Source organism: Croceibacterium atlanticum, from assembly GCF_001008165.2.
Taxonomy (GTDB): domain Bacteria; phylum Pseudomonadota; class Alphaproteobacteria; order Sphingomonadales; family Sphingomonadaceae; genus Croceibacterium_C; species Croceibacterium_C atlanticum.
Map to the genome: position 1 here is coordinate 65958 of NZ_CP011452.2, position 13620 is coordinate 79577.

General features: G+C 60.7%; 24 protein-coding genes. All 24 read left to right on the forward strand.

Annotated elements, in window-relative coordinates:
- Window positions 1-96: 96 nt before the first annotated feature.
- The 24 genes from tuf to WYH_RS00485 all read left to right on the forward strand — a co-directional run bounded on the left by tuf (window position 97) and on the right by WYH_RS00485 (window position 13597).
- On the forward strand, window positions 97-1272 hold the full coding sequence (gene tuf, locus WYH_RS00370; RefSeq protein ID WP_046902245.1) for an elongation factor Tu: 1176 nt from the start codon (window positions 97-99) through the stop codon (window positions 1270-1272).
- A gap of 160 nt (window positions 1273-1432) precedes the next feature.
- A complete protein-coding gene (gene rpsJ, locus WYH_RS00375; RefSeq protein WP_010234663.1) occupies window positions 1433-1744 on the forward strand; it encodes a 30S ribosomal protein S10 in 312 nt (103 codons plus the stop codon).
- A gap of 271 nt (window positions 1745-2015) precedes the next feature.
- Window positions 2016-2819 carry a 50S ribosomal protein L3 gene (rplC, locus tag WYH_RS00380; RefSeq protein ID WP_046902246.1) on the forward strand — a complete coding sequence of 268 codons (804 nt, stop codon included), beginning with the start codon at window positions 2016-2018 and terminating at the stop codon, window positions 2817-2819.
- Window positions 2820-2822: 3 nt separating this feature from the next.
- The gene (gene rplD, locus WYH_RS00385; protein ID WP_046902247.1) at window positions 2823-3446 is read left to right on the forward strand and encodes a 50S ribosomal protein L4; all 624 of its coding nucleotides are present in this window, start codon (window positions 2823-2825) and stop codon (window positions 3444-3446) included.
- A complete protein-coding gene (locus WYH_RS00390; protein WP_046902248.1) occupies window positions 3439-3747 on the forward strand; it encodes a 50S ribosomal protein L23 in 309 nt (102 codons plus the stop codon). Before rplD ends, WYH_RS00390 begins: the two co-directional genes overlap by 8 nt.
- Before the next feature lie 11 nt (window positions 3748-3758).
- Complete coding sequence (gene rplB / locus WYH_RS00395) at window positions 3759-4595, forward strand: 50S ribosomal protein L2 (protein WP_046902249.1); 837 nt, start codon at window positions 3759-3761, stop codon at window positions 4593-4595.
- A 6-nt stretch (window positions 4596-4601) separates the two neighbouring features.
- Window positions 4602-4877, forward strand: coding sequence for a 30S ribosomal protein S19 (gene rpsS, locus WYH_RS00400; protein WP_046902250.1), 276 nt, complete (start codon window positions 4602-4604; stop codon window positions 4875-4877).
- Window positions 4877-5254: a 50S ribosomal protein L22 gene (rplV, locus tag WYH_RS00405; protein ID WP_046902251.1), complete on the forward strand. Its 378-nt coding sequence runs from the start codon at window positions 4877-4879 to the stop codon at window positions 5252-5254. The genes rpsS and rplV overlap by 1 nt, the downstream gene beginning before the upstream one ends.
- 3 nt (window positions 5255-5257) lie before the next feature.
- Window positions 5258-5953: a 30S ribosomal protein S3 gene (gene rpsC, locus WYH_RS00410; RefSeq protein WP_046902252.1), complete on the forward strand. Its 696-nt coding sequence runs from the start codon at window positions 5258-5260 to the stop codon at window positions 5951-5953.
- 20 nt (window positions 5954-5973) lie between these two features.
- The gene (gene rplP / locus WYH_RS00415) at window positions 5974-6408 is read left to right on the forward strand and encodes a 50S ribosomal protein L16 (protein WP_046902253.1); all 435 of its coding nucleotides are present in this window, start codon (window positions 5974-5976) and stop codon (window positions 6406-6408) included.
- Entirely contained in the window at window positions 6408-6614 is a 207-nt protein-coding gene (gene rpmC / locus WYH_RS00420; RefSeq protein WP_046902254.1) for a 50S ribosomal protein L29, read from the forward strand. The genes rplP and rpmC overlap by 1 nt, the downstream gene beginning before the upstream one ends.
- Before the next feature lie 10 nt (window positions 6615-6624).
- Window positions 6625-6915 (forward strand): 30S ribosomal protein S17, encoded by a 291-nt coding sequence (rpsQ, locus tag WYH_RS00425; RefSeq protein WP_046902255.1) that lies wholly within the window; start codon window positions 6625-6627, stop codon window positions 6913-6915.
- 74 nt (window positions 6916-6989) lie between these two features.
- Window positions 6990-7358 carry a 50S ribosomal protein L14 gene (gene rplN / locus WYH_RS00430; protein WP_046902256.1) on the forward strand — a complete coding sequence of 123 codons (369 nt, stop codon included), beginning with the start codon at window positions 6990-6992 and terminating at the stop codon, window positions 7356-7358.
- On the forward strand, window positions 7358-7678 hold the full coding sequence (gene rplX / locus WYH_RS00435) for a 50S ribosomal protein L24 (RefSeq protein ID WP_046902257.1): 321 nt from the start codon (window positions 7358-7360) through the stop codon (window positions 7676-7678). Before rplN ends, rplX begins: the two co-directional genes overlap by 1 nt.
- Window positions 7671-8252, forward strand: a complete 582-nt coding sequence (rplE, locus tag WYH_RS00440) for a 50S ribosomal protein L5 (protein ID WP_046902258.1) — start codon at window positions 7671-7673, stop codon at window positions 8250-8252. The genes rplX and rplE overlap by 8 nt, the downstream gene beginning before the upstream one ends.
- A 43-nt stretch (window positions 8253-8295) precedes the next feature.
- Window positions 8296-8601 carry a 30S ribosomal protein S14 gene (gene rpsN / locus WYH_RS00445; protein ID WP_046902259.1) on the forward strand — a complete coding sequence of 102 codons (306 nt, stop codon included), beginning with the start codon at window positions 8296-8298 and terminating at the stop codon, window positions 8599-8601.
- 12 nt (window positions 8602-8613) lie between these two features.
- The gene (gene rpsH, locus WYH_RS00450; protein ID WP_046902260.1) at window positions 8614-9009 is read left to right on the forward strand and encodes a 30S ribosomal protein S8; all 396 of its coding nucleotides are present in this window, start codon (window positions 8614-8616) and stop codon (window positions 9007-9009) included.
- Window positions 9009-9542: a 50S ribosomal protein L6 gene (gene rplF, locus WYH_RS00455; protein WP_046902261.1), complete on the forward strand. Its 534-nt coding sequence runs from the start codon at window positions 9009-9011 to the stop codon at window positions 9540-9542. The genes rpsH and rplF overlap by 1 nt, the downstream gene beginning before the upstream one ends.
- Window position 9543: 1 nt before the next feature.
- Window positions 9544-9888: a 50S ribosomal protein L18 gene (gene rplR, locus WYH_RS00460; protein ID WP_046902262.1), complete on the forward strand. Its 345-nt coding sequence runs from the start codon at window positions 9544-9546 to the stop codon at window positions 9886-9888.
- Between the two features lie 2 nt (window positions 9889-9890).
- Complete coding sequence (gene rpsE / locus WYH_RS00465; RefSeq protein ID WP_046904653.1) at window positions 9891-10676, forward strand: 30S ribosomal protein S5; 786 nt, start codon at window positions 9891-9893, stop codon at window positions 10674-10676.
- Window positions 10677-10682: 6 nt separating this feature from the next.
- Window positions 10683-10859: a 50S ribosomal protein L30 gene (rpmD, locus tag WYH_RS00470; RefSeq protein WP_046902263.1), complete on the forward strand. Its 177-nt coding sequence runs from the start codon at window positions 10683-10685 to the stop codon at window positions 10857-10859.
- Window positions 10860-10947: 88 nt separating this feature from the next.
- On the forward strand, window positions 10948-11439 hold the full coding sequence (rplO, locus tag WYH_RS00475) for a 50S ribosomal protein L15 (RefSeq protein ID WP_046902264.1): 492 nt from the start codon (window positions 10948-10950) through the stop codon (window positions 11437-11439).
- 117 nt (window positions 11440-11556) lie between these two features.
- On the forward strand, window positions 11557-12921 hold the full coding sequence (secY, locus tag WYH_RS00480) for a preprotein translocase subunit SecY (protein ID WP_046902265.1): 1365 nt from the start codon (window positions 11557-11559) through the stop codon (window positions 12919-12921).
- Between the two features lie 25 nt (window positions 12922-12946).
- Window positions 12947-13597, forward strand: coding sequence for an adenylate kinase (locus tag WYH_RS00485; RefSeq protein ID WP_046902266.1), 651 nt, complete (start codon window positions 12947-12949; stop codon window positions 13595-13597).
- Window positions 13598-13620: the final 23 nt, after the last annotated feature.

Sequence of the window (13620 nt, forward strand, 5' to 3'; positions counted from 1 at the left end):
GCAGGTCGACAGTCTAGGGGCGGGCGCCTGATTCACCGGGTGCCGTCCAATTTCCCCGTGAAAATCGCATTCTGAAGAACAGAGGTTAGTGGAACAATGGCCAAGGAAAAATTCGAGCGGAACAAGCCGCACTGCAACATCGGCACCATCGGTCACGTCGACCACGGCAAGACCACGCTGACTGCTGCCATCACCAAGGTGCAGGGCGCCGCGGTTGACTTCGCAAACATCGACAAGGCGCCGGAAGAGCGCGAGCGCGGCATCACCATCTCGACGGCTCACGTCGAGTATGAAACCGATGCGCGTCACTATGCTCACGTCGACTGCCCGGGTCACGCCGACTATGTGAAGAACATGATCACCGGCGCGGCGCAGATGGACGGCGCCATCCTGGTGGTTAACGCTGCCGACGGCCCGATGCCCCAGACTCGCGAGCACATCCTGCTTGCCCGTCAGGTCGGTGTGCCGGCTCTGGTTGTCTACCTGAACAAGGTTGACCAGGTTGACGACGAGGAAATCCTCGAGCTGGTCGAACTGGAAGTTCGCGAGCTGCTCAGCTCCTACGATTTCGACGGCGACAATATTCCAATCGTCAAGGGCTCCGCTCTGGCCGCTCTTGAAGGCCGTGATCCGGAAATCGGCGAAAACTCCATCAAGGAACTGATGAAGGCCGTCGACGAATACATCCCGCAGCCGGATCGTCCGGTCGACAAGCCCTTCCTCATGCCGATCGAAGACGTGTTCTCGATCTCGGGTCGCGGTACGGTTGTGACCGGCCGTGTCGAAACCGGCATCGTGAAGGTTGGTGACGAAGTCGAAATCGTCGGTATCCGTGACACGCAGAAGACGACTGTCACCGGCGTGGAAATGTTCCGCAAGCTGCTCGACAGCGGTGAAGCTGGCGACAATATCGGCGCCCTGATCCGCGGCATCGGCCGTGAAGACGTGGAGCGTGGTCAGGTCCTGGCGAAGCCGGGTACCGTTACCCCGCACACCGAATTCAGCGCCGAAGTTTACGTGCTGTCGAAGGACGAAGGTGGCCGTCATACGCCGTTCTTTGCCAACTACCGTCCGCAGTTCTACTTCCGCACGACCGACGTCACCGGTGAGGTTATCCTCCCCGAGGGCACCGAGATGGTCATGCCGGGCGACAATGTTACGATCGGCGTCAAGCTGATCGCTCCGATCGCGATGGACGAAGGTCTGCGTTTCGCTATCCGCGAAGGTGGCCGCACCGTCGGTTCGGGGGTTGTCAGCTCCATCACGAAGTAATATAGGCGCGCAACCGGCCGGGTCTTCGAGATTCGGTCGGTTGCAGTTTTGAAGGGGCCGCCCCTTCCCGGAGCTTCCAGGAAGCACGGTGAGGCGGGGCGGTCCTTGTTTTTTGGAGGTCCTGCGGGACTTTCTTGGCTCTTTCGCATCGGTACAGGACATGGACGCTCAGAATATCCGTATTCGCCTCAAGGCCTTCGATCACCGCGTGCTCGACCAGGCAACTGGCGAGATTGCGGACACCGCCCGTCGCACGGGCGCTCTTATCCGGGGTCCGATTCCTCTCCCGACGCGCATTGAAAAGTTCACCGTGAACCGCGGTCCGCACATCGACAAGAAGTCGCGCGAGCAGTTCGAGGTGCGTACTTACAAGCGGCTGCTCGACATCGTGCAGCCCAACGCCCAGACGGTCGATGCTCTGATGAAGCTGGACCTGGCTGCCGGCGTGAATGTCGAGATCAAGCTCGCCTAAGCGGGTCTGTTGGGGGCCTCCGTGAAAACGGGGGTCTCGGTCCTCCTGATGGACCTTAACTGATCGGGAAAGTTTGGGGCGCCGTATGGCCCCGTCGGCCCAGAGGGTCGGCAAGACATAGGGATACCGCCGGGCATCATGTCCGGGCTGCGTCCCCCGTCTCGCTCTTCCTAACCGGAGAGCATCTCAGCCCGGGCGGGGCGACGCATGAATTCATTGGGCTGACAAGCACCTGGAATGGGTCCGGGTGCCTCTGTGAGGAGAATGGATCATGCGCACAGGCGTGATCGCGAAAAAAGTCGGGATGACCCGCCTCTTTCAGGAGGATGGCCGCCACGTGCCGGTCACAGTCCTCGCTCTGGAAGATTGTCAGGTCGTGTCTCACTGCACTGCCGATCGTGACGGTTACGTTGCGTTGCAGGTTGGTTCCGGCGAAGCGAAACAGAAAAACGTGGCAAAGCCGCAGCGCGAGCATTTTGCCAAGGCTCAAGTGCCGCTGAAGATGAAGGTCGCGGAATTCCGCCTCGAAAACGAGGACGGTCTGCTGCCGGTTGGTGCGACGATCAGTGCCGATCACTTCATTGCGGGTCAGAAGGTGGACATCACCGGGCACACGCAGGGCAAGGGCTTTGCCGGTGCCATGAAGCGTTGGGGTTTCGGTGGTCTGCGTGCGTCGCACGGCGTTTCGATCAGTCACCGCTCGCACGGTTCGACCGGTAACCGCCAGGATCCGGGCAAGGTCTTCAAGAACAAGAAGATGGCCGGCCATATGGGTGACCGTCAGCGTACTCAGCAGAACCTGGAAATCGTGCGCACCGACGCCGATCGCGGCTTGCTCTTCGTCAAGGGATCGGTCCCGGGCTCGAAGAATGGCTGGCTGCTTGTTCGCGATGCGGTGAAGTTGCCGATCCCGTCCGAGGCTCCGTTCCCGGGTGCGATCATCGACAAGAACGCTCCGAAGCCGGAGCAGGATGAGCCGAAGCTCGCCGATCAGGCTGATGCTGCGGAAACCGCCGGCGAAGAGACCAACACCGTCGAAGCCGATGCGGCTTCCGACGAAGGCAAGGAGGGCTGATCCGTGAAGGTGAAGGTCCAGAAAATTGACGGCAAGGCGTCGGGCGATATCGAGCTCAACGATGCCGTGTTTGGTGTCGAGCCTCGTGCTGATATCCTGCACCGTGTCGTGACCTGGCAGCTTGAAAACCGTCGCGGCACGGCTCGTCCGACCCGTGAACGGTCTGACGTGGCCCGTACTGGCAAGAAGTGGGGTCGCCAGAAGGGCGGCGGTACTGCTCGCCATGGTGACCGCGCTGCTCCCGTCTTTATCGGCGGTGGTAAGGCTCACGGTGCTCGCAAGCGCGATTTCGACGTCTCGCTGAACAAGAAGATCCGTGCGCTCGGCCTGAAGATGGCTCTTTCTGCCAAGGCTAAGGACGGCCTCGTGGTTGTTGACAGCCTGGAGCTGACGGACGCCAAGACCAAGGCCCTGGCTGCTACGTTCGGCAAGAATGGCTGGAACGGCAAGGTGCTGGTGATCGACGGCGACGCAGTCGAGGACGGTTTCCGTAAGGCTGCCGGCAATTTGCCGGGTGTCAACGTGCTGCCGGCCATGGGCGCCAACGTCTACGACATCCTGAAGCATGACACGCTGGTCCTGACCAAGGCGGCGGTCGAGAAACTGGAGGCGCGCTTCAATGGCTAAGTCAGGCACAGTGGATGCGCGTCACTACGACGTGATCCTCGCTCCGCACATCACCGAGAAGGCGACGCTGCTCTCCGAGCATAATGCAGTCGTGTTCAAGGTTTCCGACGAAGCGACCAAGCCGCAGATCAAGGAAGCGGTTGAAGCGCTGTTCGATGTCAAGGTCACCGGCGTCAACACGATCGTGACCAAGGGCAAGACCAAGCGCTGGAAGGGTCGTCCCTACAAGCGCACCGACGTGAAGAAGGCGGTCGTCACTCTCCAAGAGGGTGATTCGATCGACATCACCAGCGGGATCTGAGGGCAGGAACGATGGCACTCAAGAACTACAATCCGACCAGTCCCGCTCGTCGCGGCCTGATCCTCGTCGACAAGTCCGGCCTGTACAAAGGCAAGCCGGTCAAGTCGCTGACCGAAGGTAAGAACAAGACCGGCGGTCGTAACAACAAGGGCCATGTGACCTCACGCGGCAAGGGCGGCGGTCACAAGCAGAAATATCGTTATATCGATTTCAAGCGTCGCAAGTGGGACGTGCAGGGCACTGTGGAGCGTATTGAATACGATCCCAACCGCACCGCCTTCATCGCGTTGATCAAGTATGACGATGGTGAGCTGGCCTATATCCTGGCCCCGAACCGTCTCGCGCCGGGCGACAAGGTAATCGCTGGTGAACGGACCGACACCAAGCCGGGTAACGCGATGCTGCTCGGCCAGATGCCGGTCGGCACCATCTGCCACAATGTGGAGATGAAGCCGGGCAAGGGCGGCCAGATCGCCCGTTCGGCCGGCACCTATGTCCAGCTCGTCGGTCGTGACCGCGGTATGGTGATTGTCCGTCTCAACTCGGGCGAGCAGCGTTACCTGCGTGCCGATTGCATGGGCACTGTTGGCGCGGTTTCTAACCCGGACAACGCCAACCAGACGCTGGCCAAGGCTGGCCGTCGCCGGTGGATGGGGCGCAAGCCGCTCACCCGCGGTGTCGCCAAGAATCCGGTCGATCACCCGCATGGTGGTGGTGAAGGCCGGACCTCGGGCGGCCGTCATCCGGTCACTCCGTGGGGCAAGCCGACCAAGGGCGCCCGTACCCGCAACAACAAGCAGACGGACAAGATGATCATCCGGTCGCGTCACGCGAAGAAGAAGAGGTAAACGCAAATGGCTCGTTCCGTCTGGAAAGGTCCTTTCGTCGACCTGCATCTGCTGAAGAAGGCAGAAGACGCGCAGGAAAGCGGTGGCCGTGCGCCGATCAAGACCTGGTCGCGCCGCAGCACCGTTCTTCCGCAGTTCGTTGGCCTGACGTTCAACGTCTATAATGGCCACAAGTTCATTCCGGTGTCCGTCAGTGAGGACATGGTCGGCCACAAGCTCGGTGAATTTGCGCCCACGCGCAGCTTTCCGGGCCATGCCGCCGACAAGAAGGGCAAGCGATAATGGGTAAGCAGAAAGCTCCCCGCCGCGTCGCGGATAACGAGGCGCTGGCTGTCGGTACGACCATCCGTGGTTCCGCCCAGAAGCTGAACCTCGTCGCTGGTCTGATCCGCGGCAAGAAGGCCGAAGAGGCTCTCAACATCCTCTCCTTCTCCAAGAAGGCGATGGCGGTTGAAGCCAAGAAGGTCCTCGCCAGCGCGATCGCTAATGCCGAGAACAACCACGACCTCGACGTCGACGCTCTTGTCGTCGCCGAGGCGAGTGTCGGCAAGTCGATCACCATGAAGCGTTTCCACACGCGCGGCCGTGGCAAGTCCACGCGCATTCTCAAGCCGTTCAGTCGGCTGCGCATCGTGGTTCGCGAAGCAGAGGAGGCCTGATCCATGGGTCATAAGAGCAATCCGATCGGCCTGCGTCTGCAGATCAACCGTACCTGGGACAGCCGCTGGTATGCCGAAGGCGCCAACTATGCGCAGCTGCTCAAGGAAGACATCGAGATCCGGAAATACATCACCTCGAACCTGCCGCAGGCAGCGATTTCGAAGGTGGTGATCGAGCGTCCGGCCAAGCTTTGCCGTATTTCGATCTACGCGGCCCGTCCCGGTGTGATCATCGGCAAGAAGGGCGCCGACATCGAGAAGCTGCGCAGCAAGCTGTCCGCGATGACCGAAAGCGAAGTGAAGCTGAACATCGTCGAGATCCGCAAGCCGGAAATCGACGCCAAGCTCGTCGCCCAGGGCATTGCCGATCAGCTGGTGCGCCGTGTCGCTTTCCGTCGCGCAATGAAGCGTGCCATGCAGTCCGCCATGCGTCTGGGTGCCGAAGGTATCAAGATCATGTGCGGCGGCCGCCTCGGCGGTGCGGAAATCGCTCGTGTCGAACAATATCGCGAAGGCCGCGTGCCGCTGCATACGCTTCGCGCCAATGTGGACTATGCCGAAGCCGAAGCGCTGACCGCCTATGGCATCATCGGCATCAAGGTCTGGGTCTTCAAGGGTGAGATTCTGGGCCACGATCCGATGGCGCAGGACCGGCTGATGATGGAGGCTCAAACCTCCGGCGTCCGTCCGGCGCGCTGATCGGGAGCTGAGTAAAAACAATGCTGCAACCGAAGAAAACCAAGTTCCGCAAGGCGTTCAAGGGCAAGATCCATGGCAATGCCAAGGGTGGTACTGCTCTGAACTTCGGCTCCTACGGCCTCAAGGCTATGGAACCGGAACGTATCACTGCACGCCAGATCGAGGCCGCTCGTCGTGCGATCACGCGCCACATCAAGCGCCAGGGTCGTCTCTGGATCCGCGTCTTCCCGGACGTGCCGGTTTCGAAGAAGCCTGCCGAAGTCCGTCAGGGTAAGGGCAAGGGTTCGGTCGAATACTGGGCTGCCCGCGTGAAGCCGGGCCGCATCCTGTTCGAACTGGACGGCGTTCCCGGCCCGTTGGCCGCCGAAGCGTTCAGCCGCGCTGCGATGAAGCTGCCGATCAAGACCAAGGTCGTCGCCCGTCTTGGCGACTCCTCGCATCTCGGAGGCGAATAATGGCCAAGATCGAAGACCTGCGCCAGAAGACCGACGATCAGCTCGCTGATGCTCTCGTCGAACTGAAGCGTGAACAGTTCAACCTGCGTTTCCAGGCTGCGACCAACCAGCTCGAGCGTCCCGCGCGCGTGAAGGAAGTCCGCCGCGAGATCGCCCAGATCAAGACTCTCCAGACCGAGCGCGCAAGCGCTTCGGCGGAAGCGTAAGGAGCGAACGATGCCGAAACGTATTCTGACCGGGACCGTCGTTTCCGACAAGACCGACAAGACCGTGACCGTGAAGGTCGAACGCAAGGTGAAGCACCCGCTTTACGGGAAGATCATCCGCCGTTCGAAGAACTATCACGCTCATGACGAAGCCAATGAGTACAAGCCGGGCGACAAGGTCCGCATCGAGGAGACCCGACCGATCTCCAAGACCAAGACGTGGAAGGTTCTGGACCGTGTCCAGGCCGGCAAGGGCGTCGCGGTCGAAGCGAACCTTGACGTGGAAGCTGCTGGCAACTGAGCCTTTGGCCCGTAAGTGAGTTTTTGGAACTGCCGGACTGGTTCCGGCAAGCCGAGTAAGAAGGAACCGGATCGATGATCCAGATGCAGTCAACGCTAGACGTCGCGGATAACAGCGGCGCGAAGCGCGTCCAGTGCATCAAGGTGCTGGGCGGATCGAAGCGCCGCACCGCGAGCGTGGGCGATGTCATCGTGGTCTCCGTCAAGGAGGCTCAGCCGCGTGCCCGCGTCAAGAAGGGCGACGTGCACCGTGCGGTGATCGTGCGCACCAAGAAGGACGTTCGCCGTCCCGACGGCAGCGTCATTCGCTTCGACAGCAATGCCGCGGTTTTGGTGAACAAGTCCGAGGAACCGATCGGCACCCGTATCTTTGGCCCGGTCGTGCGTGAACTGCGCGGCAAGGGCTTCATGAAGATCATTTCTCTTGCTCCGGAGGTGCTGTAATGGCTGCCGCGAAGATCAAGAAGGGTGACAGCGTCGTCGTTCTGTCCGGCAAGGACAAGGGCCGTACCGGCACGGTAGCCCAGGTTCTGCCGAAGGACGGTAAGGTTGTGGTCGAAGGCGTCAATGTCGTCGCCCGCCACCGCAAGCCCGACCAGTCCAACCCGCAGGGCGGTATCGACCGCAAGCCCGCGCCGATGGCGATCAGCAAGGTTGCCGTGGCCGATCCCAAGGATGGCAAGCCGACCCGCGTCCGCTTTGAAGAGCGTGACGGCAAGAAGGTCCGTGTTGCCGTCAAGTCCGGGGAAACTATCGATGGCTGAGAAGTATACTCCGCGCCTCAAGAAGGCCTATGACGACAGCATTGCCAAGGCGATGACCGAGAAGTTCGGTTACAAGAACGCTCTGGAAGTGCCGCGTCTCGAAAAGATCACGCTCAACATGGGCGTGGGCGAGGCTAGCCAGGACAAGAAAAAGGTCCAGACGGCTGCTGAGGAAATGCAGATGATTGCCGGTCAGAAGCCGGTTATCACCAAGGCGAAGAAGTCCATCGCGCAGTTCAAGCTGCGTGAAGGCATGCCGATCGGTTGCAAGGTGACCCTGCGCCGTGACCGCATGTTCGAATTCCTCGACCGTCTCGTGACGATCGCAATGCCGCGCATTCGCGACTTCCGTGGTTTGAACCCGAAGTCGTTCGATGGCCATGGCAATTATGCGATGGGTCTTAAAGAGCAGATCATCTTCCCGGAGATCAGCTACGACAAGATCGAGAAGGTGCGTGGCATGGACATCATCGTCACCACCACCGCCAAGACCGATGAAGAGGCGCGCGAGCTGCTGCGCCTGTTCGGTTTCCCGTTCCCGGCCGACGAAGCCGCCGAGAAGGAAGCGGCGTGAGCCGCGCCTTCGGAATGAACACGCGAAAGAGAGCTTAAGTCCAATGGCGAAACTGAGTTCGATCAACAAGAACGAGCGTCGCAAGAAGCTCGTGAAGAAGTATGCGGCCAAATACGCCCGTCTGAAGGCAATTGCCGACGATACGTCGCTCGACGAGAGTGAACGCATGATCGCACGCCTCAAGATGGCCGAGATTCCGCGCAACGGGAATCCCACCCGCGTGCGCAACCGCTGCACCACCACCGGCCGCCCGCGCGGCTATTATCGCAAGTTCGGTCTTAACCGTATCGAACTGCGGGACCTGGCCAATAAGGGCCTGATCCCGGGCGTGACCAAGTCGAGCTGGTGAGGATCATATAAGATGGCAATGACCGATCCCCTGGGTGATATGCTCACCCGTATCCGCAACGGCCAGCAGGCGAAGAAGGATTCCGTCCTGTCGCCTGCTTCCAAGCTGCGTGCGAACGTGCTCGAAGTGCTTCAGCGCGAAGGCTATATCCGTGGCTACAGCGAAGATGCCACCGGCAAGCACAAGGCGCTGCGCATCGAGCTGAAATATTTCGAGGGCGAGCCTGCTATCAAGCATCTGGCCCGCGTATCCAAGCCGGGTCGCCGGATCTATTCGGGCTCCAAGGAGCTGCCGAATGTTCGCAATGGCCTTGGTATCACCATCGTCTCGACGCCTCGTGGCGTGCTTTCGGATGCCGAAGCGCGCACGCAGAATGTCGGCGGCGAAGTGCTGGCGGAGGTGTTCTGATGAGCCGCATCGGCAAACGGCCGGTGGCGATCCCGAGCGGCGTCACCGCCAATATCGATAACGGCACGCTCAGCGTGAAGGGGCCGAAGGGCACTCTCACCATGGGTCTGTCGGATCTGGTGGAATACAAGCTGGAAGACGGAGCTATCTCCGTCAACCCGACCAATGACACGAAGAAGTCGCGGTCCTTCTGGGGCATGCAGCGCACTCTCGTGTCGAACCTGGTCGAAGGTGTGACCGAAGGCTTCACCAAGACGCTGGAAATCTCCGGCGTTGGCTATCGTGCGCAGGCGCAGGGCAAGAAGCTCAAGCTTCAGCTCGGCTACAGCCACGATGTCGATATCGATGTGCCTGAAGGCCTCGAGGTGAAGACACCGGATCAGACCACCGTGGAGATCAGCGGTATCGACAAGCAGGCCGTGGGCCAGCTCGCCGCAGAGATCCGCCGCTGGCGCAAGCCTGAGCCTTACAAGGGCAAGGGCATCAAGTACCGCGGCGAGTATATCTTCCGCAAGGAAGGGAAGAAGAAGTAAGATGGCCAAGCTTTCCCTTTTCGAACGCCGCCGTCGCCGTGTGCGCACCGCACTGCGCAAGCGCGGAAGCGACCGTCCGCGTCTGTCCGTGCATCGCACTGGCCGGCACATCTATGCGCAGATCATCGATGATGCGCAGGGCCGTACCGTCGCTGCCGCTTCGACGCTGGGTGCCAAGAATTCCGGTGCCAATGTCGATGCCGCCGTACAGGTCGGCAAGGACATCGCCGCAGCTGCGAAGAAGGCGGGCGTGTCCACTGTCGTGTTCGATCGCGGCGGTTTCCTGTTCCATGGCCGCGTCAAGGCGCTGGCCGATGCCGCGCGCGAAGGCGGGCTGGAGTTCTGATGATGGCAGACGAAAACAAGAACGAAGACACCCAGGCGGCCGAAACCAAGGTCGACAACGCCGGCAGCACGCCGACGCCGACCACTGCTTCGACCGAAGCCGCGGACAATCAGTCGGCTGAAGCCGGCGGTCAGCCGCAGCAGCGCGAAGGCCGTGGCGGCCGTGGTGGCCGTGGCGGACGCGATGGCGGCGGCCGTGGCCGTGGCCGTGGCCGGGATCGTGACGATCGCCGCAACCGTGGTGACGATGACGGTGAAGAGCTGATCGAGAAGCTCGTCCACATCAACCGTGTTTCCAAGACGGTGAAGGGCGGCAAGCGCTTCGGTTTTGCCGCGCTCGTGGTCGTTGGCGATGGCAAGGGCCGCGTTGGCTTCGGTCACGGCAAGGCTCGCGAAGTTCCGGAAGCAATCACCAAGGCTACCGCTTCGGCGAAGAAGAAGATGATTCGCGTGCCGCTGAAGGAAGGCCGTACGCTGCATCATGATGGCCGCGGCCACTTCGGCGCCGGCAAGGTGAATGTCCGTTCGGCTCCGGCCGGTACCGGCATCATCGCGGGTGGCCCGATGCGTGCCGTGTTCGAAAGCCTCGGCGTGCATGACGTCGTGACCAAGTCGATCGGTACGTCGAACCCGTACAACATGATCCGCGCCACGTTCGATGCTCTGACCAATCAGTCTTCCCCGAAGGCTGTTGCGCAGCGCCGTGGCAAGAAGGTCGCCGACCTGCTGGGTCGCGGCGGTGCGAGCGAAGCAGAGGCCGAGGCCGCTGCCGAAGCCATCGCGGAGTAAGCTGACATGGCAAAGATCAAGATCAAGCAGATCGGCAGCCCGATCCGCCGCCCGGAAAGCCAGAAGAAGATTCTGATCGGCCTGGGCCTCGGCAAGATGCATCGGGTTGTTGAAATCGAGGATACACCAGAGGTGCGCGGGGCAATTGCCAAGCTGCCTCATATGGTAGAAGTGGTCGAATAAGACCTGCTTCCATTGACTCAGGCAGGCCCGGTCGCGTACCGGGCCGCCTTCATTTTGGCGCGAAGACAGCGAAAGCGAGTGCAAGACTATGAAACTGAATGATATCCGTGACAATGCAGGTGCCCGCAAGGCACGCATGCGTGTGGGCCGCGGCATTGGCTCCGGCAAGGGCAAGACCGGTGGTCGTGGCCAGAAGGGCCAGAAGAGCCGCTCCGGCGTTGCCGTAAAGGGCTTCGAAGGCGGTCAGATGCCGCTGCATATGCGCCTGCCGAAGCGCGGTTTCAACAACCCGTTCGGGAAGGATTATGCTGAAGTGAATATCGGCATGGTGCAGAAGCTCGTCGATGCCGGCAAGATCGACGGCAAGACCGTGATCGATCACGAAGTGCTTAAGGTGGCCGGCGTGGCCCGCGGCGGCAAGGACGGCGTCCGCCTTCTGGGCAAGGGCGAAGTCTCTGCGAAGCTGAACTTCAAGGTTGCCGGCGCGTCCAAGGGCGCGGTCGCAGCTGTTGAAAAGGCTGGCGGTTCGGTGGAAGTAACTGCCCCGAAAAAGGCCCAGGCTGCGGCAGACGCCGAATAAAAGCGATGGAATAATCCGGGCGGGGGTTCTTGCATCCCCGCCCGGCCCCTATATGGGCTGACCTGACAAAGGGGGCGGGGCTTTCCTCGCCGGTCCAGGCAAGGCAAACAATTACCCATGGCATCACGCGCCGATAATATTGCGAGCAATCTCAGTCTCGCCAATTTCTCCAAGGCGACCGAGTTGCGCCAGCGGATCTGGTTCACCATCGGTGCGCTGATTGTGTTCCGCTTTCTCAGCTTCGTTCCGCTGCCGGGCGTTAATCCGCTGATTCTGGAGTCGCTCTACGAGCAGACCCGCGGCGGAATTCTCGATCTGTTCAACACTTTCTCGGGCGGTAGCCTTGAGCGCATGAGCCTCATTGCGCTCGGCGTCATGCCCTACATCACGGCTTCGATCGTGATCCAGCTGGCGGCTTCGCTTCATCCATCGTTGATGGCGTTGAAGAAGGAAGGCGAGGCTGGCCGCAAGAAGCTGAACCAATATACCCGTTACGGCACGGTGTTTCTGTGCGCTATCCAGGGCTGGTTCCTGGCCTCGGGGCTGGAAGCTTATGGCGCGCAGAGCGGGCTGCAGGCTGTGGTCGATCCCGGCATTATGTTCCGCATCGGCGCGGTGATCAGCCTGATCGGCGGCACGATGTTCCTGTTGTGGCTGGGTGAGCAGATCACTAGCCGGGGTATCGGCAATGGTGTTTCGCTCATCATCATGGCCGGTATTGTCGCGCAGTTCCCGACTTTCACGGCCAATATGTTCGAAGGCGGCCGGAGCGGTTCGATCAGCGCAGCGGTCATCATCGGCTTCGTGTTCATGATCGTCGCGCTGGTGCTGTTCATCTGTTTCGTGGAGCGCGCCCAGCGCCGCCTGCTGATCCAGTATCCGAAGCGTGCGACCCAGCGCGGCATGATGCAGGCCGATCGTTCGCACCTGCCGCTCAAGCTGAATACGGCCGGCGTCATTCCGCCGATCTTCGCCAGCTCGCTGCTGCTGCTGCCGCTGACGATCAGCCAGTTCGCCGGTAATTCCGTTGATACGGGTAGCGCGTTCTATGGTGTGGTGCAGACGCTCAACCAGTATCTGGCGCACGGTCAGCCGCTGTATATGGCGCTTTATGCTGCCGGCATCATCTTCTTCTGCTTCTTCTATACCGCCGTGGTTTTCAACCCGGAGGAGACGGCCGAGAATCTCAAGAAGAATGGTGGCTTCATTCCGGGCATTCGTCCTGGCAAACGGACTTCGGATTATCTCGATTATGTCCTGACACGCATCACTGTTGTCGGCGCGATCTATCTCACCATCGTCTGTGTCATTCCCGAATACATGATCGCGCAGACGGGCATTCCGCTCTTCCTTGGCGGTACAAGTCTGCTGATTGTGGTGAATGTTACCGTGGATACGATCAGTCAGATCCAGTCACACCTGCTGGCGCATCAGTATGGTGACCTGATAAAGAAGGCCAAGCTGAAGGGCCGGCTGCGTTGAGTGCGCAGCATGATGAGGGTAGGCGATGAATATCATCCTTCTGGGCCCTCCGGGCGCGGGTAAGGGCACGCAGGCGGCATTGCTGGTTGAGCATCACGGTATGCGCCAGCTTTCTACCGGCGACATGTTGCGGGCAGCGGTCAAGGCGGAAACGCCTGTCGGGCTCGAGGCGAAGGCCATCATGGATCGCGGCGAGCTTGTCTCGGACGAGATCGTGACTGCACTGATCGATGCGGAGCTGGAGGCGATGGGCAGCGATGTGGGAGCCATTTTCGATGGCTATCCGCGTACTGCTCCGCAGGCTGAACAGCTTGATGCGATTCTTGCCCGTCATGGTCGCCAGCTCGATCATGTGATCGAGCTGAGCGTGAACGAGGATGCCCTGGTCGACCGGATTACCGGCCGCTTCACCTGCGCCAATTGCGGCGAGGGTTATCACGAACACCACAAGCGCCCGCGGGTCGATGGCGTGTGTGACAAATGCGGCGGTACGGAATTCAAACGGCGCAAGGATGACACTGAAGAAACTGTGCGCACGCGGATGGCCGAATATCGGGCCAAGACGGCGCCGATCCTCCCGATCTATGAAGCGCGCGGCATTGTCAGCCGGATCGACGGCATGGCACCGATTGACGATGTCACCGCAGGGATCGAAGCGGTCTTGGCTTCGAAATAACGCTCGCATACCCTCCTGCATGT